Origin of the sequence: Rhizobacter sp. J219, from assembly GCF_024700055.1 — a bacterium.
Classification (GTDB): domain Bacteria; phylum Pseudomonadota; class Gammaproteobacteria; order Burkholderiales; family Burkholderiaceae_C; genus Rhizobacter.
Genome location: NZ_JAJOND010000001.1, coordinates 450,539 through 470,744 on the forward strand (window position 1 = coordinate 450,539; position 20,206 = coordinate 470,744).

Annotated in this window: 18 protein-coding genes and 1 pseudogene; 9 read left to right on the forward strand and 10 right to left on the reverse strand. The window is 66.5% G+C overall.

Annotated features, from left to right (window positions below; genetic code table 11):
• Window position 1: 1 nt before the first annotated feature.
• Window positions 2-1,291: a TRAP transporter large permease gene (locus tag LRS03_RS02100; protein ID WP_257823636.1), complete on the forward strand. Its 1,290-nt coding sequence runs from the start codon at window positions 2-4 to the stop codon at window positions 1,289-1,291.
• Between the two features lie 37 nt (window positions 1,292-1,328).
• Window positions 1,329-2,345 (forward strand): TRAP transporter substrate-binding protein, encoded by a 1,017-nt coding sequence (locus tag LRS03_RS02105; protein ID WP_257823637.1) that lies wholly within the window; start codon window positions 1,329-1,331, stop codon window positions 2,343-2,345.
• Between the two features lie 90 nt (window positions 2,346-2,435).
• Here the strand turns inward: LRS03_RS02105 and LRS03_RS02110 are convergent, their stop codons facing one another.
• Complete coding sequence (locus LRS03_RS02110; protein ID WP_257823638.1) at window positions 2,436-3,674, reverse strand: polyhydroxyalkanoate depolymerase; 1,239 nt, start codon at window positions 3,672-3,674, stop codon at window positions 2,436-2,438.
• 151 nt (window positions 3,675-3,825) lie between these two features.
• Between LRS03_RS02110 and LRS03_RS02115 the strand changes: the two genes are divergently transcribed.
• Window positions 3,826-4,569, forward strand: a complete 744-nt coding sequence (locus LRS03_RS02115; protein ID WP_257823639.1) for a glutathione S-transferase family protein — start codon at window positions 3,826-3,828, stop codon at window positions 4,567-4,569.
• A 96-nt stretch (window positions 4,570-4,665) separates the two neighbouring features.
• On the opposite strand, the gene LRS03_RS02120 is transcribed toward LRS03_RS02115, so the two are convergent.
• The gene (locus LRS03_RS02120) at window positions 4,666-5,088 is read right to left on the reverse strand and encodes a cupin domain-containing protein (RefSeq protein WP_257823640.1); all 423 of its coding nucleotides are present in this window, start codon (window positions 5,086-5,088) and stop codon (window positions 4,666-4,668) included.
• A 145-nt stretch (window positions 5,089-5,233) separates the two neighbouring features.
• Here LRS03_RS02120 and dsbD point away from each other — a divergent pair, with 145 nt between their 5' ends.
• Window positions 5,234-7,210 (forward strand): protein-disulfide reductase DsbD, encoded by a 1,977-nt coding sequence (gene dsbD / locus LRS03_RS02125; RefSeq protein WP_257823641.1) that lies wholly within the window; start codon window positions 5,234-5,236, stop codon window positions 7,208-7,210.
• A complete protein-coding gene (locus LRS03_RS02130; RefSeq protein ID WP_257823642.1) occupies window positions 7,210-7,938 on the forward strand; it encodes an acetyltransferase domain-containing protein in 729 nt (242 codons plus the stop codon). The genes dsbD and LRS03_RS02130 overlap by 1 nt, the downstream gene beginning before the upstream one ends.
• Before the next feature lie 189 nt (window positions 7,939-8,127).
• Here LRS03_RS02130 and LRS03_RS02135 read toward each other — a convergent pair.
• Window positions 8,128-9,365: pseudogene (locus tag LRS03_RS02135) on the reverse strand (glycerophosphodiester phosphodiesterase).
• A gap of 188 nt (window positions 9,366-9,553) precedes the next feature.
• On the opposite strand from LRS03_RS02135, the gene LRS03_RS02140 reads away from it, so the two are divergent.
• The 3 genes from LRS03_RS02140 to LRS03_RS02150 are packed head-to-tail and all read left to right on the forward strand — an operon-like array spanning window position 9,554 to window position 13,942.
• On the forward strand, window positions 9,554-12,397 hold the full coding sequence (locus tag LRS03_RS02140) for a response regulator (protein WP_257823643.1): 2,844 nt from the start codon (window positions 9,554-9,556) through the stop codon (window positions 12,395-12,397).
• Window positions 12,398-12,420: 23 nt separating this feature from the next.
• Entirely contained in the window at window positions 12,421-13,563 is a 1,143-nt protein-coding gene (locus LRS03_RS02145) for a hybrid sensor histidine kinase/response regulator (RefSeq protein ID WP_257823644.1), read from the forward strand.
• 16 nt (window positions 13,564-13,579) lie between these two features.
• A complete protein-coding gene (locus LRS03_RS02150; protein WP_257823645.1) occupies window positions 13,580-13,942 on the forward strand; it encodes a response regulator in 363 nt (120 codons plus the stop codon).
• Between the two features lie 19 nt (window positions 13,943-13,961).
• On the opposite strand, the gene LRS03_RS02155 is transcribed toward LRS03_RS02150, so the two are convergent.
• The 4 genes from LRS03_RS02155 to LRS03_RS02170 form a co-directional block, all read right to left on the reverse strand.
• Window positions 13,962-14,435 (reverse strand): pyridoxamine 5'-phosphate oxidase family protein, encoded by a 474-nt coding sequence (locus tag LRS03_RS02155; RefSeq protein ID WP_257823646.1) that lies wholly within the window; start codon window positions 14,433-14,435, stop codon window positions 13,962-13,964.
• A 61-nt stretch (window positions 14,436-14,496) separates the two neighbouring features.
• A complete protein-coding gene (locus tag LRS03_RS02160; RefSeq protein ID WP_257823647.1) occupies window positions 14,497-14,835 on the reverse strand; it encodes a hypothetical protein in 339 nt (112 codons plus the stop codon).
• 177 nt (window positions 14,836-15,012) lie between these two features.
• Entirely contained in the window at window positions 15,013-15,474 is a 462-nt protein-coding gene (locus LRS03_RS02165; protein ID WP_257823648.1) for a hypothetical protein, read from the reverse strand.
• 475 nt (window positions 15,475-15,949) lie between these two features.
• Window positions 15,950-16,207 carry a helix-turn-helix domain-containing protein gene (locus LRS03_RS02170; protein ID WP_257823649.1) on the reverse strand — a complete coding sequence of 86 codons (258 nt, stop codon included), beginning with the start codon at window positions 16,205-16,207 and terminating at the stop codon, window positions 15,950-15,952.
• An 853-nt stretch (window positions 16,208-17,060) separates the two neighbouring features.
• Between LRS03_RS02170 and LRS03_RS02175 the strand changes: the two genes are divergently transcribed.
• Complete coding sequence (locus LRS03_RS02175) at window positions 17,061-17,858, forward strand: alpha/beta fold hydrolase (RefSeq protein ID WP_257823650.1); 798 nt, start codon at window positions 17,061-17,063, stop codon at window positions 17,856-17,858.
• Between the two features lie 61 nt (window positions 17,859-17,919).
• Here LRS03_RS02175 and LRS03_RS02180 read toward each other — a convergent pair whose 3' ends face one another.
• The 3 genes from LRS03_RS02180 to LRS03_RS02190 all read right to left on the reverse strand — a co-directional run bounded on the left by LRS03_RS02180 (window position 17,920) and on the right by LRS03_RS02190 (window position 20,149).
• Window positions 17,920-19,002 (reverse strand): TRAP transporter substrate-binding protein, encoded by a 1,083-nt coding sequence (locus LRS03_RS02180; protein ID WP_257823651.1) that lies wholly within the window; start codon window positions 19,000-19,002, stop codon window positions 17,920-17,922.
• 130 nt (window positions 19,003-19,132) lie between these two features.
• On the reverse strand, window positions 19,133-19,579 hold the full coding sequence (locus LRS03_RS02185) for a DUF6882 domain-containing protein (protein ID WP_257823652.1): 447 nt from the start codon (window positions 19,577-19,579) through the stop codon (window positions 19,133-19,135).
• A 186-nt stretch (window positions 19,580-19,765) separates the two neighbouring features.
• Window positions 19,766-20,149 (reverse strand): tautomerase family protein, encoded by a 384-nt coding sequence (locus LRS03_RS02190; RefSeq protein ID WP_257823653.1) that lies wholly within the window; start codon window positions 20,147-20,149, stop codon window positions 19,766-19,768.
• Window positions 20,150-20,206: the final 57 nt, after the last annotated feature.

Consider the following 20,206-nt stretch of genomic DNA (forward strand, 5'->3'; position numbering starts at 1 on the left):
CATGAACCAGGGCCTCGTCGTCATCGTCTTCATCGTCGCGATGCTCGGCTTCATGGGCATCGGCGTGCCCATGGCCTTTGCGCTCGTGCTCACCGGCGCCTCGATGGCGTGGGTGCTCGGCTTCTGGGACACCCAGCTTTTCGCGCAGAACCTCGTGGCCGGCATCGACAGCTTCCCGCTGCTCGCGGTGCCGTTCTTCATCCTCGCCGGCGAGCTGATGAACGCCGGCGGCATCAGCCGGCGCATCATCGAGATGGCGCAGGCCTGGGTCGGCCACATCCGCGGCGGCCTCGGCTTCGTGACGATCGGTGCGGCCCTGCTGATGGCCAGCATGAGCGGCTCGGCACTCGCCGACACCGCGGCGCTCGCGACCATCCTCTTGCCGATGATGCGGGCCCACGGCTACCCGATGGCCACGTCGGCCGGGCTCATCGCCGCGGGCGGCATCATCGCGCCCATCATTCCGCCGTCGATGCCGTTCGTGATCTATGGCGTGACGACCAACACCTCCATCTCCTCGCTCTTCCTGTCGGGCATCGTGCCCGGGTTGATCATGGGCGCGGGCCTCGTCATCGCCTGGAAGCTGCAGGTGCGCGGCATGACGCTGGTCGAGAACCCGCCGGTGCCGATGGTCGATCGCCTGAAGATCACGGTGAAGGCGTTCTGGGCCTTGCTGATGCCCTTCATCATCATCGGCGGCATGAAGTTCGGCTGGTTCACGCCGACCGAGGCGGCGGTGGTGGCGGCGTTCTATGCGCTGTGCATCGCCTTCTTCGTGCACCGCGAGCTGACGCTCCCGCAGTTCCACGAGGTGCTGGTGCGTGCGGCCAAGACGACGGCGGTGGTGATGTTCCTGTGCGCGGGCGCACAGGTCACGAGCTACATGGTCACGCTGGCCGACCTGCCCGCCACGCTCACCGGCTGGCTCGGGCCCCTGGTCGAGCACCCGCGGATCTTGATGGCCGTGATGATGATCGTGCTGGTGCTGGTGGGCACCGCGCTCGACCTCACCCCCACCATCCTCATCATGGCGCCGGTCATGCTGCCGATCGCCGCCAAGGCCGGCATCGACCCGGTGTACTTCGGCCTGATGTTCGTGCTCAACGGCGCCATCGGCCTCATCACGCCGCCGGTGGGCACGGTGCTCAACGTGGTGGCGGGCGTGGGCCGGCTGAGGCTCGACGAGGTCATCAAGGGCGTGAACCCCTTCCTCGCCGTCTACCTCGCCATCCTCACGCTTTTCGTCGTGTTTCCCCAGATCGTCACCGCGCCCGTCAAGTGGATGCGGTGACTGCCATCGCTCTCGTCATGCCCACAGGAGACAAACCATGAAATTCGTCCGCCGCACCCTGCTCGCCACCGCTGCCGCGCTGGTCGCCGCATCCGTCGCCCCTGCCTTCGCACAGGACATCAAGCCCCGCCTCATCCGCTTCGGCTACGGCCTGAACGAACAGTCGAACCAGGGCCGTGCCACCAAGGTCTTCATCGACGAGGTTGACAAGCTCTCGGGCGGCAAGATGAAGGTGCGGGCGTTCGGCGCCGCAAGCCTCGGCACCGACGTGCAGATGCAGCAGGCGCTGATCGGCGGTGCGCAGGAGATGATGGTCGGCTCGACCGCCACGCTCGTGGGCATCACGAAGGAGATGGCGCTGTGGGACACGCCCTTCCTCTTCAACAACGCGCAGGAAGCCGACACGGTGCTCGACGGCCCGGTCGGCAACAAGGTGCGCGCCAAGCTGGAAGAGAAGGGGCTGGTTGGCCTCGTGTACTGGGAAAACGGCTTTCGCAACCTGACCAACAACAAGCGAGCCGTCGCCAAGCTCGAAGACCTCGACGGCATCAAGCTGCGCGTGATGCAGAACACTGTCTTCCTCGACAGCTTCAAGACGCTCGGCGCCAACGCCATCCCGCTGCCCTTCAGCGAGCTCTTCTCGGCGCTGGAGACCAAGGCGGTCGACGGTCAGGAGAACCCGTACAACACCATCCTCTCCAGCAAGTTCTACGAGGTGCAGAAGTACCTGACGGTCACCAACCACGTCTACAGCCCGTGGATCGTGACGGTGAGCAAGAAGTTCTGGGACCAGCTCTCGCCCGCCGAGAAGAAGGTGCTGCAAGACGCCGCCGTGAAGAGCCGCGACTTCGAGCGCAAGGACACCCGCGACGAAGCGGCCAAGGCGCTGGCCGACCTCAAGGCCAAGGGCATGCAGATCAACGAGCTGCCGCCCGCGGAAGCTGCGCGCATGCGCGAGAAGCTGGGTGCGATCAACAACTCGATCGCGGCCAATGTCGGGCAGGATCTGTGGAACGAGACGCAGGCCGAGCTGGCCAAGCTCCGCAAGAAATAAGCACAGCGGGCCGAGGGCCGGGCCGCTCGCAAGTCGGCCCGCATCCCCTCGGGGGATCGCCTGACGTATCCGTCGGGCGAGGGGCTGTCATCACTGCGAGATGTGGATCACATCCCGCACCACGGGATAGATCTGGCTTCTCCAGCGTCGGCCACTGAACACACCGTAGTGGCCGACCCCCGCCTGCACGTAGTGCGTGCGCATGTACGGCCGAAGGTTGGTGCAGAGGTCCTGCGCGGCGAGCGTCTGCCCGGTCGCACAGATGTCGTCGCGCTCGCCCTCCACCGTGAGCAGCGCGGTGCGGCGAATGGCCGACGGGTTGATGGTGCGGCCGCGGAACTTGAGCTGCCCCTGCGGCAGCGCGTACTCCTGGAACACCAGGCTCACCGTCTCCAGGTAGAACTCGGCGGGCAGGTCGGCCACCGCGAAGTACTCCTCGTAGAACTTGCGGGTGTGCTCGGCCTTCTGGATCTTCTCTTCATCCGGCTCGGGATGCGCGAGGTTGGCGTAGTACTCCTTGAAGGCTTCCATGTGCCGCTCCTTGTTCATCGCCATGAACGCCGTGAGCTGCATGAAGCCCGGATAGACACGCCGGCCGCCGCCCTTGAAGCGCCACGGCACGCGGCTCACCAGGTTCTGCTCGAACCACTCGATGCCCTTGGTCATCGCGAGCTTGTTCACCTCGGTCGGGCTGATGCGGCAGTCGATCGGGCCTGCCATCAGCGTGAGACTCGCGGGGGTGGCCGGGTCGCCGTCTTCCGACATCAAGGCGACGGCGCTCAAGGCCGACACGCAGGGCTGGCAGATCGCCATCAGGTGTGCGCCGGGCCCGAGCACACGCAGGAACTCCATCAGGTGCTCGGTGTATTCGTCGAGGCCGAAGCGGCCTTTGATCAGCGGCACGTCGCGCGCGTTGTGCCAGTCGGTGATGTAGACGTCGTGGTCGGGCAGCATGGTCTCGACCGTGTCGCGCAGCAGGGTGGCGAAGTGGCCCGACATCGGCGCCACGATCAGCACACGCGGTTGCGCCGGTGTTCCGGCAGGCAGATCTTTCTTGAAGTGCAGCAGCGTGCCGAAGGGGGTGACGTGCGTGGCTTCCTCGGTCACGTCGACGGCCTGGCCCTTGTAGGTGACGCTGTCGATGTCGAAGGGCGGCCGCTGGTGGGTGATCTCGCCGAGCCTGATCACTTCGAGCATGGCGGCGAACTTGCGGTTGGACTCCACCTCGTCCCAGCCGAGCGTCTTGTCGCGCAGCCAGGGCAGGGTGCTCTTGGCGAAGGCGCGCAGCGGCCACATCAAGTCGGCGTGGGCTTGGTAGGCCTCGTACATGGACGGTCTCCTCTCGCGCTGTTCGATGTGCACGAGCATCTGCAACTTGCGCGCCAGCGAAATCGCCCCGACGGGCACCGCGTTGGGGTATGCCTGTGGCACATGCCTTGCAGGACGAGCCGCAGACCACAGCCAACGGGAGACACGCTTCATGCCCCCAGTCGCCACCAAGGCCGCCCCGAAGAAGACCGCCGGCAAGCCGGCAGGCAAACCCTCCACCGCGCCCAAGGCGGCGAAGAAGCCCAGCGCGACGCTGAGCCTGTCGAGCAAGAACTATTCGTCGTGGTCGCTGCGCGGCTGGCTGCTCGCCAAGTTCGCCGGGATCGACTTCGAAGAGGTGATGGTCCCGCCCGACGATGCCGACGCCCGCAAGGAGCTGCTGCTGTTGGCGCCGTCGATCCGCGTGCCCTGCCTCACGCACGATGGCGCGAAGGTGTGGAACACGCTGGCCATCGCGCAGTACCTCGACGAGATCAAGCCCGATGCCGGCCTGATGCCCGACGACCGCATCGCCCGCGCCCATTGCCGCTCGGTGAGCGGCGAGATGAACTCCGGTTTTGCGAACCTGCGCTCGTCGCTGCCGATGAACCTCAAGGCCCACCACCCGGGCTACAAGATCTGGGCCGGCGCGCAGCCCGACATCGACCGCATCATCGAGATCTGGACCGAGTGCCTGGCCACCTACGGCGGGCCGTTCCTCTTCGGCAAGCAGCGCTCGATGGCCGACGCGATGTATGCGCCGGTGTGCACCCGGTTCCTCACCTACGACGTGAAGCTGCCGAAGTCCTGCGCCCAGTACTGCCAGACCATCATGGCCATGCCAGAGATGAAGGAATGGGTGGCCGCCGCGCGGGCTGAACCGGACGACATCGAAGAACTGGACATGGACTTCTGAAGCGCGGCGAAGCCGGAGGCTGCGAAGGCCGGGCCTTGGCAGCTGCCAGCCCCAGCGAGCAGAGCACGCACAGGGTGAGGCCGGTCTTGCTCAGCTTCAGGCCCAAGGTGTGAAGGGCGGCACCTCGCAGGGGCCGTCGACATCGACCGTCTTGAAGTCCGCCGGGCTCACGATCTCCAGGTACTCCATGTCCGGCGAGTAGTCGAAGAGGTAGTGCACGATGCCCGGCCGCTGGTGCACGCAGTCGCCGGCCGAGACGAGCGTTTCCTGGTCGCCGTACATGAAGCGCGCCCAGCCCTTGATCATGATGACGATCTGGAACTCCGCTTCATGCCGGTGCCAGCCGGTGCCCTTTTCGGGTGCCATGTTGGCCTTCACCAGGTGGGCGATGACCTTGCCGTGCGTGGCTTCGGCCACGCCAAGGTCGCGGTAGAGGAAGAAATCGCGGAGCCCCTCGCCCCGCCATTCGGTGTCTCCCGGTTTCACGTGTGAAAACTGGGTTTGGGTGACGTCCAACATCTCCGCGCTCCTGTCTTGCTGCGACGTGCCATCGGTATGCATGAAGCGTTCCGCCCTGAACTGGCGCAAAAAGCCGCGAAAAACACCCCCTGGCCCTGTTTCGCCTGGGAACGCTTTGCCCGCCGCGCTGTCGGAGAATGCGAGCATGAGTACCTGGGCACATTTCAAGAGCGCACTGCGCAGCGCCGGGGCGCTGGCGGGGCTGGTGCTGGCGGCGGCGGGGCTGGCGACACCGGCGCTTGCCGCTGACGAGTTCCTCGACCCCGAGGTGGCCTTCCGCCTGTCGGCCCGCGCGCTGGATGCCACCCACATCGAGGTGCGCGTCGACGTCGCCCCCGGCTACTACCTCTACCGCGAGCGCCTGGGGGCCACGGCCGAGCCGGCGGGCATCCAGATCACCGAGCTGCGCATCCCGGCCGGCAAGATCAAGTACGACGAGACCTTCCAGAAAGACGTCGAAACCTACCGCGACAGCGTGACCATGACCGTGGCGCTGGCGCAGATGCCGGCCACCCCCTTCAAGCTGAGCATCACCAACCAGGGCTGTGCCGACAAGGGCCTGTGCTATTCGCCGCAGAAGCGTGGCTTCAAGGTCGAGCCGGGCCAGGGGCCCGGAGGGGCGCCGCGTTTCACCTACCTCAACGAAGCCGAGGCGGCGGCCTGGACGCCCGGCGCGGCCGGCACGAGCGCTGTTTCGGCCGCCCTGACCGGCACCAAGCCCATCACCACGCCCATCACCCCGCAGCCCCAAGGCGTGTTGCCCGAGGTCGCGGCCCCAGCGGCGGCCACGGCCGAACCCACCGAGCCGGTGGGCCGCGCGCTGCAGTCGGGCAGCACCGCGCTCGTGGTCGGGCTCTTCTTCCTGCTCGGCCTGGGCCTGTCGTTCACGCCCTGCGTGCTGCCGATGCTGCCGATCCTCTCCTCGATCATCGTGGGGCAGGGGCAGCCGGTCTCCAAGGCTCGCGGCTTCTCGCTCGCCGTCGCCTATTCGCTGGGCATGGCGCTCGTCTACACGCTCTTCGGCGTGGCCTCGGCCCTGGCCGGCGAAGGCCTGGGCCAGGCACTGCAGAACGTCTGGGTGCTCGGCGGCTTCGCGCTGCTGCTGGCGGTGCTGTCGCTTTCCATGTTCGGCTTCTACGAGCTGCAGATGCCGCTCGCGCTGCAGAACCGGCTCAACCAGTTCTCGCAGCGCTTCAAGGGCGGCCAGTTCGTGAGCGTCTTCGTGATGGGCGGGCTGTCGGCGCTCATCGTCGGCCCCTGCGTGGCCGCGCCGCTGGCCGGTGCGCTCGTCTACATCAGCCAGACCGGCGACGTGGTGCTGGGCGGCACGGCCCTTTTCTCGATGGCGGTCGGCATGAGCGTGCCGCTGCTGCTGGTGGGCCTGTCAGCGGGGGCCTTGCTGCCCAAGGCCGGCGAGTGGATGCGCTACGTGAAGCTCGTCTTCGGCGTGATGCTGCTGGCGGTGGCGGTGTGGATGGTGGCGCCGGTGCTGCCGACCTGGGCCGCGATGCTGCTGACCGCGGCGGTGCTGGTGGTGGCGGCAGCCTGCCTGGGCGCCTTCAGTCGCTTGCCGAAGCCGGCCTCGGCGCTGCGGCGAGTCTCCAAGGGCGCAGGCCTCGTGCTCGGGCTGCTGGCGGCGGTGCAGGTGGTGGGTGCGGCCACGGGTGGGCGTGAGTTGACCCGCCCGCTGGCGCACCTCGGGCGGGGTGCTCAGCCGGCCGGGCCGGAGCTGCATTTCCAGACGGTGCGAAGCCTGGCCGAACTCGACGCCGCCGTGCGGGCCTCCACCCGGCCGGTGATGCTCGACTTCTACGCCGACTGGTGCGTGGCCTGCAAGGAGCTGGAGAAGTTCACCTTCACCGATGCCGTGGTGGCGAACAAGATGGCCGGCATGACGCTCCTGCGAGCCGATGTCACCGCCAACAACGACGACGACCGTGCGCTCCTCAAGCGCTACACGCTCTTCGGGCCGCCGGCGCTGATCTTCTTCGCCCCGGCCGGCAACGAGCTGCCGGGCTCGCGCGTGATCGGCTACCAGGACGCGCGGCAGTTCGCCGGGCACCTCGACCGCGTGCTGGCGGCGGGCAAGCCGCTCGCCGGGCCGCAGGTCGGCCTGAAGTGATGCCGCCGGGCGCCGCACCCTCGGGCCGTTTCGACCGGCTCGACGCGCTGCGCGCCGTCGCCATCCTGTGGATGGCGGTCTTCCACTTCTGCTTCGACCTGAACTACTTCAAGTTCATCCACGAGAACTTCTACCGCGACCCGTTCTGGACGGTGCAACGCACGGTGATCGTGACGCTGTTCGTCTTTGTCTCGGGGCTGGGCCAGGCCATCGCGTGGGAGCAGGGCCAGAGCTGGCCGCGCTTCTGGCGGCGCTGGGCGCAGGTGGCCGCTTGCGCGCTGCTGGTCACCGCGGGCTCGTACCTGATGTTCCCGCGCAGCTACATCAGCTTCGGCGTGCTGCATGCGTTCGCGGTCATGCTCATCATCGGCCGCCTCACCGCGGGCGCGAAGCTCTGGCTGTGGCCGATGGGCCTGGTGGCGGTGCTGCTGCCGCAGCTGGTGCAAGACCCGTTCTTCGACACCCGCCTCACCAACTGGGTGGGCCTCGTCACGCGCAAGCCCATCACCGAAGACTATGCCCCGCTGCTGCCGTGGATCGGCGTGATGTGGTGGGGCATTGCCGCCGGGCAGTGGGTGCTGCAGCAGCGCCGCCCGTGGCTCGCGGGGCCGCTGCCGCAGCGGCTCTCGCCGCTGGCAGTGCTCGGGCGCTGGTCGCTCAGCTTCTACATGGTCCACCAGCCGGTGCTCATCAGCCTTTTGATGGTGGTGGCGGCACTGGTTCGCTGATGGGCGCGTCGACCTTCGGGTCGACCAGCGATTCGAGCGCGGCACCCGGGTCTTCTTCTCCGGCAACGGATTCCCGGGTCACGTCGGCAGCTTTCGGGGCCGAGGTGGGCCTCGGGGGCGGCGGGGGGGCAGGGGGCGGCAAGGGTGTGTTCATGCGCTTGACCGGCAAGGCGCGTGCCGCCCACGCCTTCAATCGCGCCCGCAGCGGCGCTCGTTCACCAGGCAACGGGCGTAGTCAGGGTCGGTTTTCAAGAGGTACATCGCACGCGCCGCGTACGCGGTGTCGGCGAAGTCGCTGAAGAGCCCGTCGACGCCCAGCTCGTAGAACGCCAGGTACTCGTTGGCCGGGTTGCCCTGGTAGTTGCTTGCCAGGCGCTTGGGCTCATTGCGGAAGGTGTAGGGGTGCACCACCAGGCCGAGCTTGTGCGCATTGGCCACGATGTCGGTGGCGGGCAGCAGGCGGCGGTCGCGTTCGTCGACGAGGCCGTCGCCGTTCGCGTCGGCGCAGGCGCCGTTGCGAACCGTGATGCACGCGCTGCTGATGAGGTAGGTTTTCCACGGGCCGATGCCATCGGCATAGCTGCGCACCTCGGCCAGGCCTTGCGGCGTGAGGAGGTCGCGGAAGAGTCCGGCGCGGCCGGCCACCGCCCAGTCGTACGGGCGGTCGTACGGCGGCGTGAAGTCGAGCGAGCCGTCGGCATTGACGTCGTTGGCATCGACCAGTTGCACCAGGCGCACGCTGGTGCGCGAGCGCAGGTACTTCAGGTTGGCCTGCTCGAAGGACTGGATGAACACCGGCGCACTGCGGTGGTTCCAGCCGGCGCGCTCGAGCACGGCCAGCAGGCGGTCTTCGAGCGCGAGGCCGAGCTTCTGGTGGTAGGTCGGGTGCTTGGTTTCGGGGTAGATGCCGATGCGGCGGTCGTGCTCGCGCGATTTGCGCTTCACGAGTTCGATCACCTCGGCCAGCGTGGGGATCTCGAATTTGCCGTTGAAGCCCTGGTCGCGGTCGGCGAACGACTGCACCGCGCGCAGCTGCTTGATCTCGGCCAGCGTGAAGTCGCTGGCGAAGTAGCCCTCTTCCTCGATGCCGTCGACGACGGCGCGGCGCTTGCGATTCGTGAATTGCGGCAGGCTGGCCACATTGGTGGTGGCGATGAGGTTGGGTTCGTGGCGGGCGATGAGGTGGCCGTCCTTGGTGGCCACGAGGTCGGGCTCGACATAGTCGGCGCCGGAAGCTCGATGCCCAGCGCATAGGCTTCGAGCGTGTGCTCCGGCAGGTAGCCGTTCGCCCCGCCGCGGTGGCCGATCACCAGCGGCTTGGCTTCGCCGCCGCGGCGGCCGTGCGGCTCGGCCATCGCCGGCATGGCACAGCCGGCGCAGGCGGCCACCAGGGCCAGCGTCATCGGCAGCTTGTTCAGGAATTGCATCGGTCTTCTCCTCGTGGTGATGGAAGCCGCCGCACCTTAGGGCCGCGCGATGACATGCCCATGAAAGTGCGCATCGTAGGCAGAGTGAATGTCCATGTGGCCGATGGGCCTGTCGGCCGCGGGGCCTGACACATGTGTCAGTTGTGTGCGGCTGTGACCCGGCGTACGTTCGCGCCCCAGGAGACGGCATGACACAAACCCTGGTGCAGCGAGCGACCCTGTTCGGCATGCTGGTGGCGGCGGCTGCGGTGGCGGCGCTGGCGTATTTCGCGTGGGACTACGCGCGTCAGACGGTCGAAGCCGCCCGCTACGTGGCCCACACCCACGAGGTGAAGGCGGTGATCCGCGACCTGGAGTCGAGCCTGTACCGGGCCGAGGCCGGCCAGCGGGCCTACCTGGTCACACGCATCACGACCTACCGAAGCGAGCGCGACGTGGCACTCGAGGCGCTCGAAAAGGGCCTGCTCGAGTTGTCGCGCCTCACCACCGACAACCCGGAGCAGACCGCGCGTGTGTCCGACCTGCGGCGCGACCTGGCGACGCGGGTGTCCGTCTACCGCGTGAGCGATGGTCTGCTGCAGAGCGGCACCCCCTATTCCGCCGAGCAGCGCATCGAGATCGGCTCGCAGGCGCTGGCCAACCTGCGGCCGCACATCGACGCGCTGGTGGCCGAAGAAGACCGCCTGCTCACCGAACGCGAAGCCGTGCAGAAGGCGCGCACGCGCAGCACCGTGATCGTCTTCGGCAGCTTCGTCGCGCTGCTGCTGGTGCTGCTGCCGGGCACCTTCTGGCGCATGTCGCGCGACCTCAAGGCGCGGGGCGCGGCCGAGGTGCGGGTGGCCGAGGAACGCGCCTTCGACGCCGTGCACGCCCGCGCCCTCATCCTCTACAACGCCGAGAACGACCGCGGCCGTGTGCTGGACGGCACGCTGGCCCTGCTCGGCGAGAACCCGCTCTTTCCGGTCGGCGCTTTCTACGCCTACGACGAATGGGCCGGCGGCCTGCGGCTCGACGCTTCGCGTGCGACGCCCGCTGACATCAAGCGCATGGTGCGGCTCGACGAAGGCCCGCTCGGCACGGCCGCCCGCGAGGGCCGCAGCCTCTACCTCGAAGGGCTGGACCGCGAGGGCGCGATGAACATCGAGACGGGGCTTGCCACCGTGCCGCCGGCCGCGGTGCTGATGTGCCCGGTGCAGTATCAGTCGCGCCTCTTGGGGGTGCTGGTGCTCGGCACGGGGCGGACGCTCGGCGAACGCGACCGCGAGTTCGTTGAGCGCATGTGTGCGCAGCTCGCGGTGGCGCTCAACAACCTGAGCCACCTGGAAGAGATGAGCCTGCTCACCGAACAGCTGCGCAGCCGCGGCGAAGACATCCAGCGCAAGAACGCCGAGCTGGAGCGCGCCAACCGCATGAAGAGCGAGTTCCTCGCGAACATGTCGCACGAGTTGCGCACACCGCTCAACGCGATCATCGGCTTCTCGGAGATCATGAAAGACGGCCTCACCGGGCCGCTCGGCAAGGAACAGCAGGAGTACGTGGAAGACATCCACGGCAGCGGCAAGCACCTGCTGTCCCTCATCAACGACATCCTCGACCTGTCGAAGGTCGAGTCGGGCCAGGTGATGCTGGAGCTGGAAGAGGCTGACCCCGAATTGCTGGCTGCGAGCACGATGTCGGTGCTGCGCGAACGCGCCGCCACCGCGCGGGTGCGCTTCACGGTGCAGTGTCCGCCCGGCATCGGCCGCCTGTGCCTGGACATGCGCAAGGCCAAGCAGATCGTCTACAACCTCGTCGCCAACGCGCTCAAGTTCACCCCCGAGGGCGGCGCCGTGACGCTTGCGATGGAGCGCGTGCCTGCCGAGCGTGTGCACGGCGTGGTCAGCGAGCCGGGCACGCGCGTGTTCGCGCCGACCGATGCGCACTGGGGCCACTACCTCGAACTGCGCATCACCGACTCCGGCATCGGCATCGCGCCGGCTGACCTGCAGCATCTTTTCCAGGCCTTCGTGCAGATCGACTCCTCGTTGTCGCGCCAGTACGCCGGCACCGGGCTCGGGCTCACCATGGTCCGCCGCCTGGCCGAGCTGCACGGCGGCGGCCTGATGGTGCGCAGCGTCGAGGGCAAGGGCTCGACCTTTGCCGTGTGGCTGCCCTGGCGCGAGCCCGACACGCAGGCCGAAGGGGTGGCCGGTGAAGCGACCGCGGCCTCTACCGACGGGGCTGCCTCGCCAGCGAAAGGCAACGGCCGCGCCGGCCCCACCCGACTGCCCGATGCCAAGCCGCTGGTGCTCGTGGTCGAAGACGACCCGCGCGCCGCCAGCCTGATGCGGCTGCAGCTCGAAGGCAACGGCTACCGGGTCGAGTTCGCCGCCAATGCCGAGGACGGGCTGCGTCGTGCCCACGAGCTGCACCCGACCGCGGTGGTGCTCGACATCATCCTCCCCGGCATGGACGGCTGGGACATGCTCGCGAAGCTGAAAGACCAGCCCGAGACCCGCAACATCCCGGTCGTCATCGTCTCGATCACCGACGAGGCCCAGCGCGGCTTCGCGCTCGGCGCGGCACAGGTGCTGGTGAAGCCGGTGACGCAAGGCGACCTGCTGGCCGCACTGGCTGCGGCCGGGCTCGACGAGCCGCACAGCGGGGCACGCGTGCTGGTGGTCGATGACGACCCGAAGGCGGTGTCGCTCGTCAGCAAGCATCTGCAGGTGGCAGGCTATTCACCCATCGGCGCCTACGGCGGCCAGGAGGCGCTCGACATCGTGCGCGCCGAGGCGCCGGCGCTTGTCGTGCTCGATCTGATGATGCCGCAGGTGTCGGGCTTCGACGTGGTGCAGGGCCTGCGCAACAACCCCGAGACCGCGGGCATCCCGGTCATCGTGCTCACCGCCAAGCTGCTCACGCGCGAGGACCGCGCGCTGCTCAGCGGCAAGGTGCAGCAGGTGATGGAGAAGACGCATTTCAATTCCATCGGCCTCGTGGCCGAAGTCAAGCGTGCGCTGGCCGGGCGGCAGCACACGAACTGGCATTGACCGACCTTTGCGACAGGAGCTGCATGCACGCCGACCCCGCCATCCTCATCGTCGACGACAACCCGGCCAACCGCCGTCTCTACCAGGCGACGCTGAGCGACCTGGGGGCGCAGCTGACCATGGCCAGCTCCGGGGAAGAGGCGCTCGCGCGCTGCGTCGAGCATCCGTACGCGATGATCCTGCTCGACGTGCACCTGTCGGGCATGGATGGGTTCCAGGTGGCGCAGTCCATCCGCGACAAGTGCCCGGGCCTCGATGCGCCGATCGTCTTCGTGTCGGCGGTCTACGTGCACGAGCAGGACACGTACCGCGGCTACCGGCTGGGTGCGGTCGACTACATCCTGTCGCCCATCGTGCCGGAGATCCTGCGGGCCAAGGCGGCGATCTTCATCCGCATGCACCGGTTGCGGGTCGATGCGCTGCAGCATGCACAGGCCATCGAAAAAGCCTACCGCGAGCTGCGCACCGTGCATGCCGAGATGGAAGGCTTCAGCTATTCGGTCTCGCATGACCTGCGCACACCGCTCGGGCAGATCGCAGGCTTTGCCGACCTGATGCAGATGGGCCACGCCGGCGAGCTGAGCGACAAGGTGCGCGAGTACGTGGGCTACATCCAGAGCGCCGCTCACCGCATGAACAGCCTCATCGACGACATGCTGCTGCTGGGCAACATGAGCCGCACCGAGATGGAGGTCCAGCCGGTCGACCTCTCGCACCTGGCGCAATCGCTGATGACCGAAATCGAGGCCCTGCGCCCGCAGTCGCGCGCCTCGTGGCAGGTGCAGCATGGCCTGCAGGCGATGGGTGACCAGCGGCTGCTGCGCGTGGCTTTGTCGAACCTGCTGTCGAACGCATGGAAATACAGCGCCGGCGTGCCGCGGCCCTTCATCGACTTCGGCAGCCGTGAGGACGACGACGGGCCGGTCTACTACGTGCGCGACAACGGCGCCGGCTTCGATGTGCATGCGGCTGGCGACCGGCTCTTCCGACCGTTCCAGCGCTTTCACTCCGACGCACACTTCCAGGGCAACGGCGTCGGCCTGGCCATCGTGCAACGTGTGATCGAAAAGCACGGCGGGCGGCTGTGGGTGGAGTCGGCACCCGGCCGCGGCGCCACCTTCTTCTTCACGCTGGGCCGCTTGTCCACCCGGCCCGCACCGTTGTGAAAGGCAGGCTCGCACCATGGCCAACATCCTCGTCGTCGAAGACAACCCGCAGAACCTCAAGCTCGCGCAACTGGTGCTGCACAAGGCCGGGCATGCCACGCTCGCCGCCGAAAACGGCGAAGTGGGCCTGCAGCTCGCGCACGAGAAGCAGCCCGACCTGGTGCTGATGGACGTGCAGATGCCCGGGCTCGACGGGCTGGAGGTCACCCGCCGCCTGAAGTCGAACCCGAGCACGTCGCACATCAAGGTGGTGGCGCTCACGGCGCTGGCCATGAAGGGCGACGCCGAGCGCATCCTTGCGGCGGGCTGCGACGCCTACCTGGCCAAGCCCTACCAGTACCAGCAGCTGATGGATGTGGTGAGCAAGGCGCTGGCCTGAAGCGGCCGGCGCACAGTGCTCAGGCGCTTGTGCGCTTCTGCACGCCGTAGGCCTGCATGGCGGCTGCCACCTGAGAGGCCTCGGTGGTGTCGTCCGGGTAGAGGCGGTAGCTTGGTGCGAGGATCGGCTCCACGCCCTCTGCCGACACGACGATCACCGAGTGAATCGAAAACCTCGGGCCGGCCATTGCTTGCAGCGGCGCAGCCCATTGGCTGAAATCCGGTTCATGCGGCCGGACGTTTCGCGCGGTGCCGACGACCTTGAACCCCTTCTGGACGAAGACGTCGACGAAGCTCACGCACACGTGGCGGTTGGCCGCGAGGTTGCGCACGCTCGTGGGCGAAGCGATGTTCGCGATGACGAGGTGCTGCGGGTCGAAGACCGCGAAGATCTCCTTGGGCGACACGTTGGGCTGGCCCGCTTCGTCGACCGTGGCGAGCCAGCACAGGATGCTGCGTTTTGCGAAGTCGGCGACCTGTGGAGTAAGCGTCATGGAGGGTTTTGCGTGAGGGGTTCAGACCGCGCGTGGGTCCGCAATCATCGCGATGGATCGGTCAGGCGGCGATTCTCGCAGCGGGTGGTGCGAACCAAGGCGCTGCTGCCTTGCCGAAGAGCAGCGCAACACAGGCAAGCTGAACGGCTGAGCCCAGCAGGTACAGGTAGTCCTGGATGGTGTAGGTGCTGAAGTCGAGCGCACTGTCACCCAATGCCCAGTACGTCGCCGCAATGAGCAGGGCGACCAGGGCCAGGGCGAAACGGGCCCAGTTGGACCCCTTTGCTGCGCACCAGAGCAGCAGGGCTTCGACGGCGACGGAGATGCACAGCGTGCCCAGCAAGAACCACTTGAACGGTTGCGGCAGTTCGGCATAGACGCCATCGAGCAGTTCGACCACGGTCGAAGGGATGAGGACGCTTCCGTACAGCCAGACCGCGATGGAGACGACCCGAGGTCGTGAGGTAGGGGGCATGGAGGTATCAAGTGTGTGCAATGGAGATCGTGCCGCTTGCGCCGACCGGAGAGATCAGGCTCGCAAGCCCGGAGCGGGTCCTCGCGAATGAAGCTGCGGGTGTCACTTCTCGAAGTGTTTTCCGATGAAGTAGGCAGCGATTGCCAGGACGACGACGAACGTCACCACGCCATTCCGGAACATCTTCTCAAAGCGCAGGTCCGCCTTCAGTAGCTCTTGCGACCTTGTTTCGGCCAGATCACCGAGAAGTCGGTCATCCGGGTGGTCGTATGTCTCGACTGCGGTTCGGTAGGTCTCGAAGTCGTCGCCTCTGACACGCGCGTCGAGCGCATCGGCCAGATGAAGCATCTGCTCGATAGCCTGGGGTTGCGGGTCATCCGTCCAGAGTTCTCCATCCGTGTAGTGAAGTAGTACAGGCTGAAGATCGTCGCTTTCCTTCCAGAGCATCGGCGGCTCGCCGGTCATGGTCCAGCCAAGCGCTTCGGCAGCGGTCTTGACCTCGTCGATTGGAATCAACGTTTGCGTGCCTGCCGTGCTGCGGAGAATGGTGAGGTGGTAAGACATGCGAGGTCATGCCCGTTTTGCTGCGCAAACGGAGGCTGTGGTCTCCATCGGACTAGCCAATCTGTTGATGGAGGTCGGCAAGCGATAGAAACGTCCTGAGATGACTCAAATACCAGGATGGGAAGCCGTGCCCTCGGCCCGCTTCGAGAATCTGCTCCACATACGCAAGGTCGGGTGCTTCCCACTTCCGGAAGGGCGGCACGTAGCACATCGCCGGCACCAGTCTTCTGTCGCTGGTTTCCACGATCACGGCCTCCGGAAGAAAGACGCCGACGCCAGCCTTCGAATAGAGTCGATCAAGCTCCTGGTGCGACGGATTCAAGGTGATTCAAGCTGACTCCAAAGAGCACCAGGCCGATCGAAAGACATCAGCCCCGGCGAGTCTCGATGAGACCTGAAGCGAGACGTTGCCACCACGGGTTTTACGGCTACGTGCGACCACGAACCCAACGCAGTGGGTGGCGGCCATCCACGTTTATTCGACGGCCTTGATGCTGCCGCGTGCCGCGGAGCCGAAGGCCTGGCGGTAGGCGGTCGGGGTCATTCCCGTGGCCTGCCGGAACGCGCGATACAGGCTCGCCTCGCTTCCGAACCCCAGTGTGTCGCTGACGGCCTTGATGGGCGCCCGCGTGCTGCGCAGGGCCTCCGCCGCCTGGCTGAGCTTGGCCAGCCGAAGCCATTCGCCGGCGCCCATGCCGAAGACTTTGTCGACCCGCCGGGCGAGCGTGCGCACGGAGACGTTCTGCTGCCGGGCCGCGGCCACGAGCGTGGCTCTTCGGCGGGTGTGTGTTGCGCCCAGGCCAGCAGCGACCGCATGGCCGGGTCCTCCAGGCGGATCATCTCGACCGCTTCGAATGACGGGTGCCGCTGTCGAGGGTTCGGCAGCATCAGCAGCTCCTGCACGTCGAGCAGCACGTCGTCGGCGAAGTGCTGAGCCAGCCGGTCGAGCATCAATGGCAGGTAGCCGCTCGGCCCGGAGGCGGTGATGGCCTGCCGGTCAACCACGAGCTCGGGTGAGCTGCGCCATTGGACGCGCCTGAAGCGGGCGGCGAGGGCAGGGCGCAACCACCAGGTCGCGGTGGCGGAGCGACCGTCGAGCCGGCCGGCTGCGGCGGCGAGCGCCACGCCCGCGCAATAGCTCCACAGCTGTGTGCGGGGTGGCAGCGCGCGCAAGGCGTCGAGCAGTCTGCCCTGCGCCGTGAGGGAGCGCTCGAGTTCGTGCGTGGAGGCGAGCCACAGCCCTGGCAGCAGGTAGGCATCGCAGGCGCTCTCGGCGAAGGCTGATTCCGCCCGCAGGGGCGGGCCGTGGTGCGTCGCCACGGGTTTTGTGTTGACGCCGATCCAGCTCACCTCCAGGCTCAGTCGGCCCGCACGCTGGTTGCAGGCGCGGGCCATGTCGCCCGCCGCAAAGAGACCGGCGGGCATGCACCCTGGAAAGATCACCAGGCCGAGTCTGAAAGGATGTGTGCTTGAAGCCACTCAGGATGGCCAGTATCAAGAGTAAATCGACAGTTTCTGCCATTGTGACCATGCACCTCGCTTTTCACAATGACGCCATCACCGCACGCCCCAAACCGGAGCTCCACATGACACTCACCGTCGGCACCACGAACATTCACCTCGTCGATTCAGGGCAGGGTTCGCCGATCCTTTTCCTGCACGGCAACCCCGATTCGTCGGATGTCTGGAGCGGGATCATTCCCGCACTCAGCCCTCACTTCCGGTGCGTCGCACCCGACCTGCCGGGCTTCGGCAGGTCCACCGCGCCGGCAGATTTCGACTATTCGCTCGAGGGCATGGCCTCGTGGGTCGACAAGCTGGTGAATGCCGTGGGCATCGCCGAGCCGCTGCACCTCGTGGTGCACGACATCGGTGGGCCGTTCGGTCTGGCATGGGCAGTTCGCTATCCACACAAGGTGCGCAGTGTGGTGATCATGAACACGGTGTTTTCGTCGGAGTACCGCTGGCACCTCTTCGGGCGCCTGTGGCGCATGCCGGTCATCGGCGAGCTGGTGCAGGCCCTGACCAGCCGCAGCGGCTTCACCCGCGAGCTGCGACGGGCCTCGCGCAAGCTGAGCCGCGAGCACATCCACCGGACCTTTGCGCTGATCACGCCCTCGGTCAAGCGGCAGATGCTGCGCTGGTACCGCGCGACCGACCCCGAGAACTTCGTCGGCTGGGAAGATGCGCTTCGCATCGTGCTGACGATGAAACGCTCGCTCGTGCTGTGGGCCCAGCACGACCCGTACATCGCAGTGCGCTTCGCCGACAGCTTCGGTGCCGCGTCGGTGGAGCACTTCCCGGAGTCGGGCCACTGGCTGCCGGTCGAGGAAGCCGATGCCGTGGCCGAGCGACTGCTGCGCTTTTACGCGGCCAAGGCCTGACCCCAACCACTATGGAAAAGGCCCCGCGATGCGGGGCCTTTTCGTTGCGGACACGCCGGCGTCAGAACCTCTGCGCCTGCATGAAGTCGTCGAAGCCCGCTTCGGCGAAGCGGAACCACAGCACCTGCTCGGAGCGGAAGCGCGCGTAGTCTTCGTAGACCTTCTTCCACTGCGGGTTCTTGCTCGACAGCTCGGCGTAGTACTCCATCGAGGCCTTGAAGCAGGTCTCCAGCACGTCTTTCGGGAAGCGGTGCAGCTTGGTGCCTGCGCTCACGAGTTGGCGCAGGGCCTGCGGGTTGCGGACGTCGTACTTGGCCTGCATGTCCACGTGCGCGTGGGACGACGCGGCTTCGAGCACCGCCTTGTACTCGGCCGAAAGCCCGTCGTAGGCCTTGGAGTTGATGTAGAACTCGACGTGCAGGCCGCCTTCCCACCAGCCGGGGTAGTAGTAGTGCGGCGCGACCTTGTTGAAGCCGAGCTTCTGGTCGTCGTAGGGGCCGATCCACTCGGCGGCGTCGATCGTGCCTTTTTCGAGAGAGGGGTAGATGTCGCCGCCCGGCAGATTCTGCGGCACGCCACCCACGCGCTCGATGATGCGGCCGGCGAAGCCGCCGACGCGGAACTTCAGGCCCTTCATGTCGGCGACCGACTTGATCTCCTTGCGGTACCAGCCGCCCATCTGAGCGCCTGTGTTGCCGCCGGGCAGGTTGACGATGTTGTAGTTGCGGTAGAAGTCGCGCATCAGTTTCAGGCCGTTGCCTTCGTAGACCCAGGCGCTCATCTGGCGCGAGTTCAGGCCGAAGGGAATGGCACCGCCAATGGCGAAGGTCTCGTCCTTGCCGAAGAAGTAGTAGCCCGCGGTGTGGGCCATCTCGACCGTGGCCGCCTGCACGCCGTCGACGACGTTGAGCGCGGGCATCAGCTCGCCACCGGGGTGCGTGGAGATCTGGAACTTTCCTCCGGTCATCTCGCTGACCTTCTTCGCGAACACTTCGGCGCCGCCGTAGATGGTGTCCAGCGACTTCGGAAAACTGGAGGCGAGGCGCCAGCGGACATTCGCCTGGGCCTGGACCACTGCAGGTGCCACGCCTGCTGCGAGCACACCAGCGATGCCGGTCTGTCGAATGAAGGAACGACGTTCCATGTATGAGCTCCTTGGGGATGTTTTTGATGCGGAGGTGAACTCCAGCCGCGCGAAGAATTCTAGGAATCGAGGTGTGCATCGCGCAGCATGCTTACCCGTGCGCAATACCACGCAGACAAACACAGCAGCACTACAGAATTGCGCGCAGATCGATCTCGACTTCACCGAAGGTGACGAAGACGAGCGAGCCCATCACAGGCGCAGAGAAGGCGCACTCCGCGCCACACACTTGTCGCGCCACGGCGAGGAAACTCAAGGCGTCTTCCTGTGTGCAGGCGACGGCGTTTTCGGTGAACAAGGGCTGGTTGTGTGCGCGACCCCACGCGTGCGCGATCTGCGCGTGTTTGCGCAGCGCCTCCGAGACACCCGGGTCAGCCCATCCCCAGCGGAACGTGCCGGCGGTCGTGTCGTAGGTGCCGATGACCTGCATCTGCGCGGTCACCACCTGACCGCTCGCGAACTCGAAGCGGATGCTGCCCGCCACGAGATCGACCGAACACGCTTTGTGGTCGCCGAAGCACCACATCATCCGGTGCAATTCGATCTTTCCGATCAGGCGCTCGCGACACTGCGCCATGAAGGCGGACGTGGATGTGGCCATGACGAATAGAAGAAGGACGTGGGAAATCGAGACTTCAGGTCACCTGAAGTCTCGCCCCCATTTTTTGGAATCTCCCTGAGCGATAACCGAAGCCCGCGTGCGCAGCAACACGCACGGGGTTTCGTCATTGACACAACGGTTGAACCGTTTGTGTCGGCGGTGTCAGACGTGAAGGAATCGCCCGCCGCCGAAGGCCCAGTTTTCCCACTGGGTCTCCTTGAAATAGATCATCACCCGCTCCGTGTCGAGGCCGGGATCGTGTTTGAGCGATTCGATGATGTCGGAGACGATCTTGCGTTTGACCTTGATGCTTCGCCCCACCCCGAGCAGCACCTCGATCAGGATGAAATCGTCCCCGCGAGGTGTCGTCAGATCGGGGTAGCTCGGATCGAACCTGAAGTCCTCCGGGCTGAGTTCGAGAATGCGGTGGAACCGATCGGTCTCGGGAACCCCAGACGACACGAGCGCATCGTGCACGGCGCCCAGCACCGACGTCTTGAAGGCTGAGTCCTTGCCGCGAAGCATGGTGACGGTGACGAGCGGCATGTTCATCTCCTGACAACAACAATGAGGTGAATAGTCCGTCACGCGAGCGATCCGGAA

Bases quoted from the DNA above. Each gene is read 5' to 3' on its own strand.
- LRS03_RS02175 (WP_257823650.1), top strand. From the start codon at position 17,061: ATGACACTCACCGTCGGCACCACGAACATTCACCTCGTCGATTCAGGG.
- LRS03_RS02190 (WP_257823653.1), bottom strand. From the start codon at position 20,149: ATGCCGCTCGTCACCGTCACCATGCTTCGCGGCAAGGACTCAGCCTTC.
- LRS03_RS02110 (WP_257823638.1), bottom strand. From the start codon at position 3,674: ATGTACGAGGCCTACCAAGCCCACGCCGACTTGATGTGGCCGCTGCGC.
- LRS03_RS02150 (WP_257823645.1), top strand. From the start codon at position 13,580: ATGGCCAACATCCTCGTCGTCGAAGACAACCCGCAGAACCTCAAGCTC.
- LRS03_RS02130 (WP_257823642.1), top strand. From the start codon at position 7,210: ATGCCGCCGGGCGCCGCACCCTCGGGCCGTTTCGACCGGCTCGACGCG.
- LRS03_RS02120 (WP_257823640.1), bottom strand. From the start codon at position 5,088: ATGTTGGACGTCACCCAAACCCAGTTTTCACACGTGAAACCGGGAGAC.
- LRS03_RS02165 (WP_257823648.1), bottom strand. From the start codon at position 15,474: ATGTCTTACCACCTCACCATTCTCCGCAGCACGGCAGGCACGCAAACG.
- dsbD (WP_257823641.1), top strand. From the start codon at position 5,234: ATGAGTACCTGGGCACATTTCAAGAGCGCACTGCGCAGCGCCGGGGCG.
- LRS03_RS02100 (WP_257823636.1), top strand. From the start codon at position 2: ATGAACCAGGGCCTCGTCGTCATCGTCTTCATCGTCGCGATGCTCGGC.
- LRS03_RS02155 (WP_257823646.1), bottom strand. From the start codon at position 14,435: ATGACGCTTACTCCACAGGTCGCCGACTTCGCAAAACGCAGCATCCTG.
- LRS03_RS02145 (WP_257823644.1), top strand. From the start codon at position 12,421: ATGCACGCCGACCCCGCCATCCTCATCGTCGACGACAACCCGGCCAAC.
- LRS03_RS02185 (WP_257823652.1), bottom strand. From the start codon at position 19,579: ATGGCGCAGTGTCGCGAGCGCCTGATCGGAAAGATCGAATTGCACCGG.
- LRS03_RS02180 (WP_257823651.1), bottom strand. From the start codon at position 19,002: ATGGAACGTCGTTCCTTCATTCGACAGACCGGCATCGCTGGTGTGCTC.
- LRS03_RS02105 (WP_257823637.1), top strand. From the start codon at position 1,329: ATGAAATTCGTCCGCCGCACCCTGCTCGCCACCGCTGCCGCGCTGGTC.
- LRS03_RS02140 (WP_257823643.1), top strand. From the start codon at position 9,554: ATGACACAAACCCTGGTGCAGCGAGCGACCCTGTTCGGCATGCTGGTG.
- LRS03_RS02115 (WP_257823639.1), top strand. From the start codon at position 3,826: ATGCCCCCAGTCGCCACCAAGGCCGCCCCGAAGAAGACCGCCGGCAAG.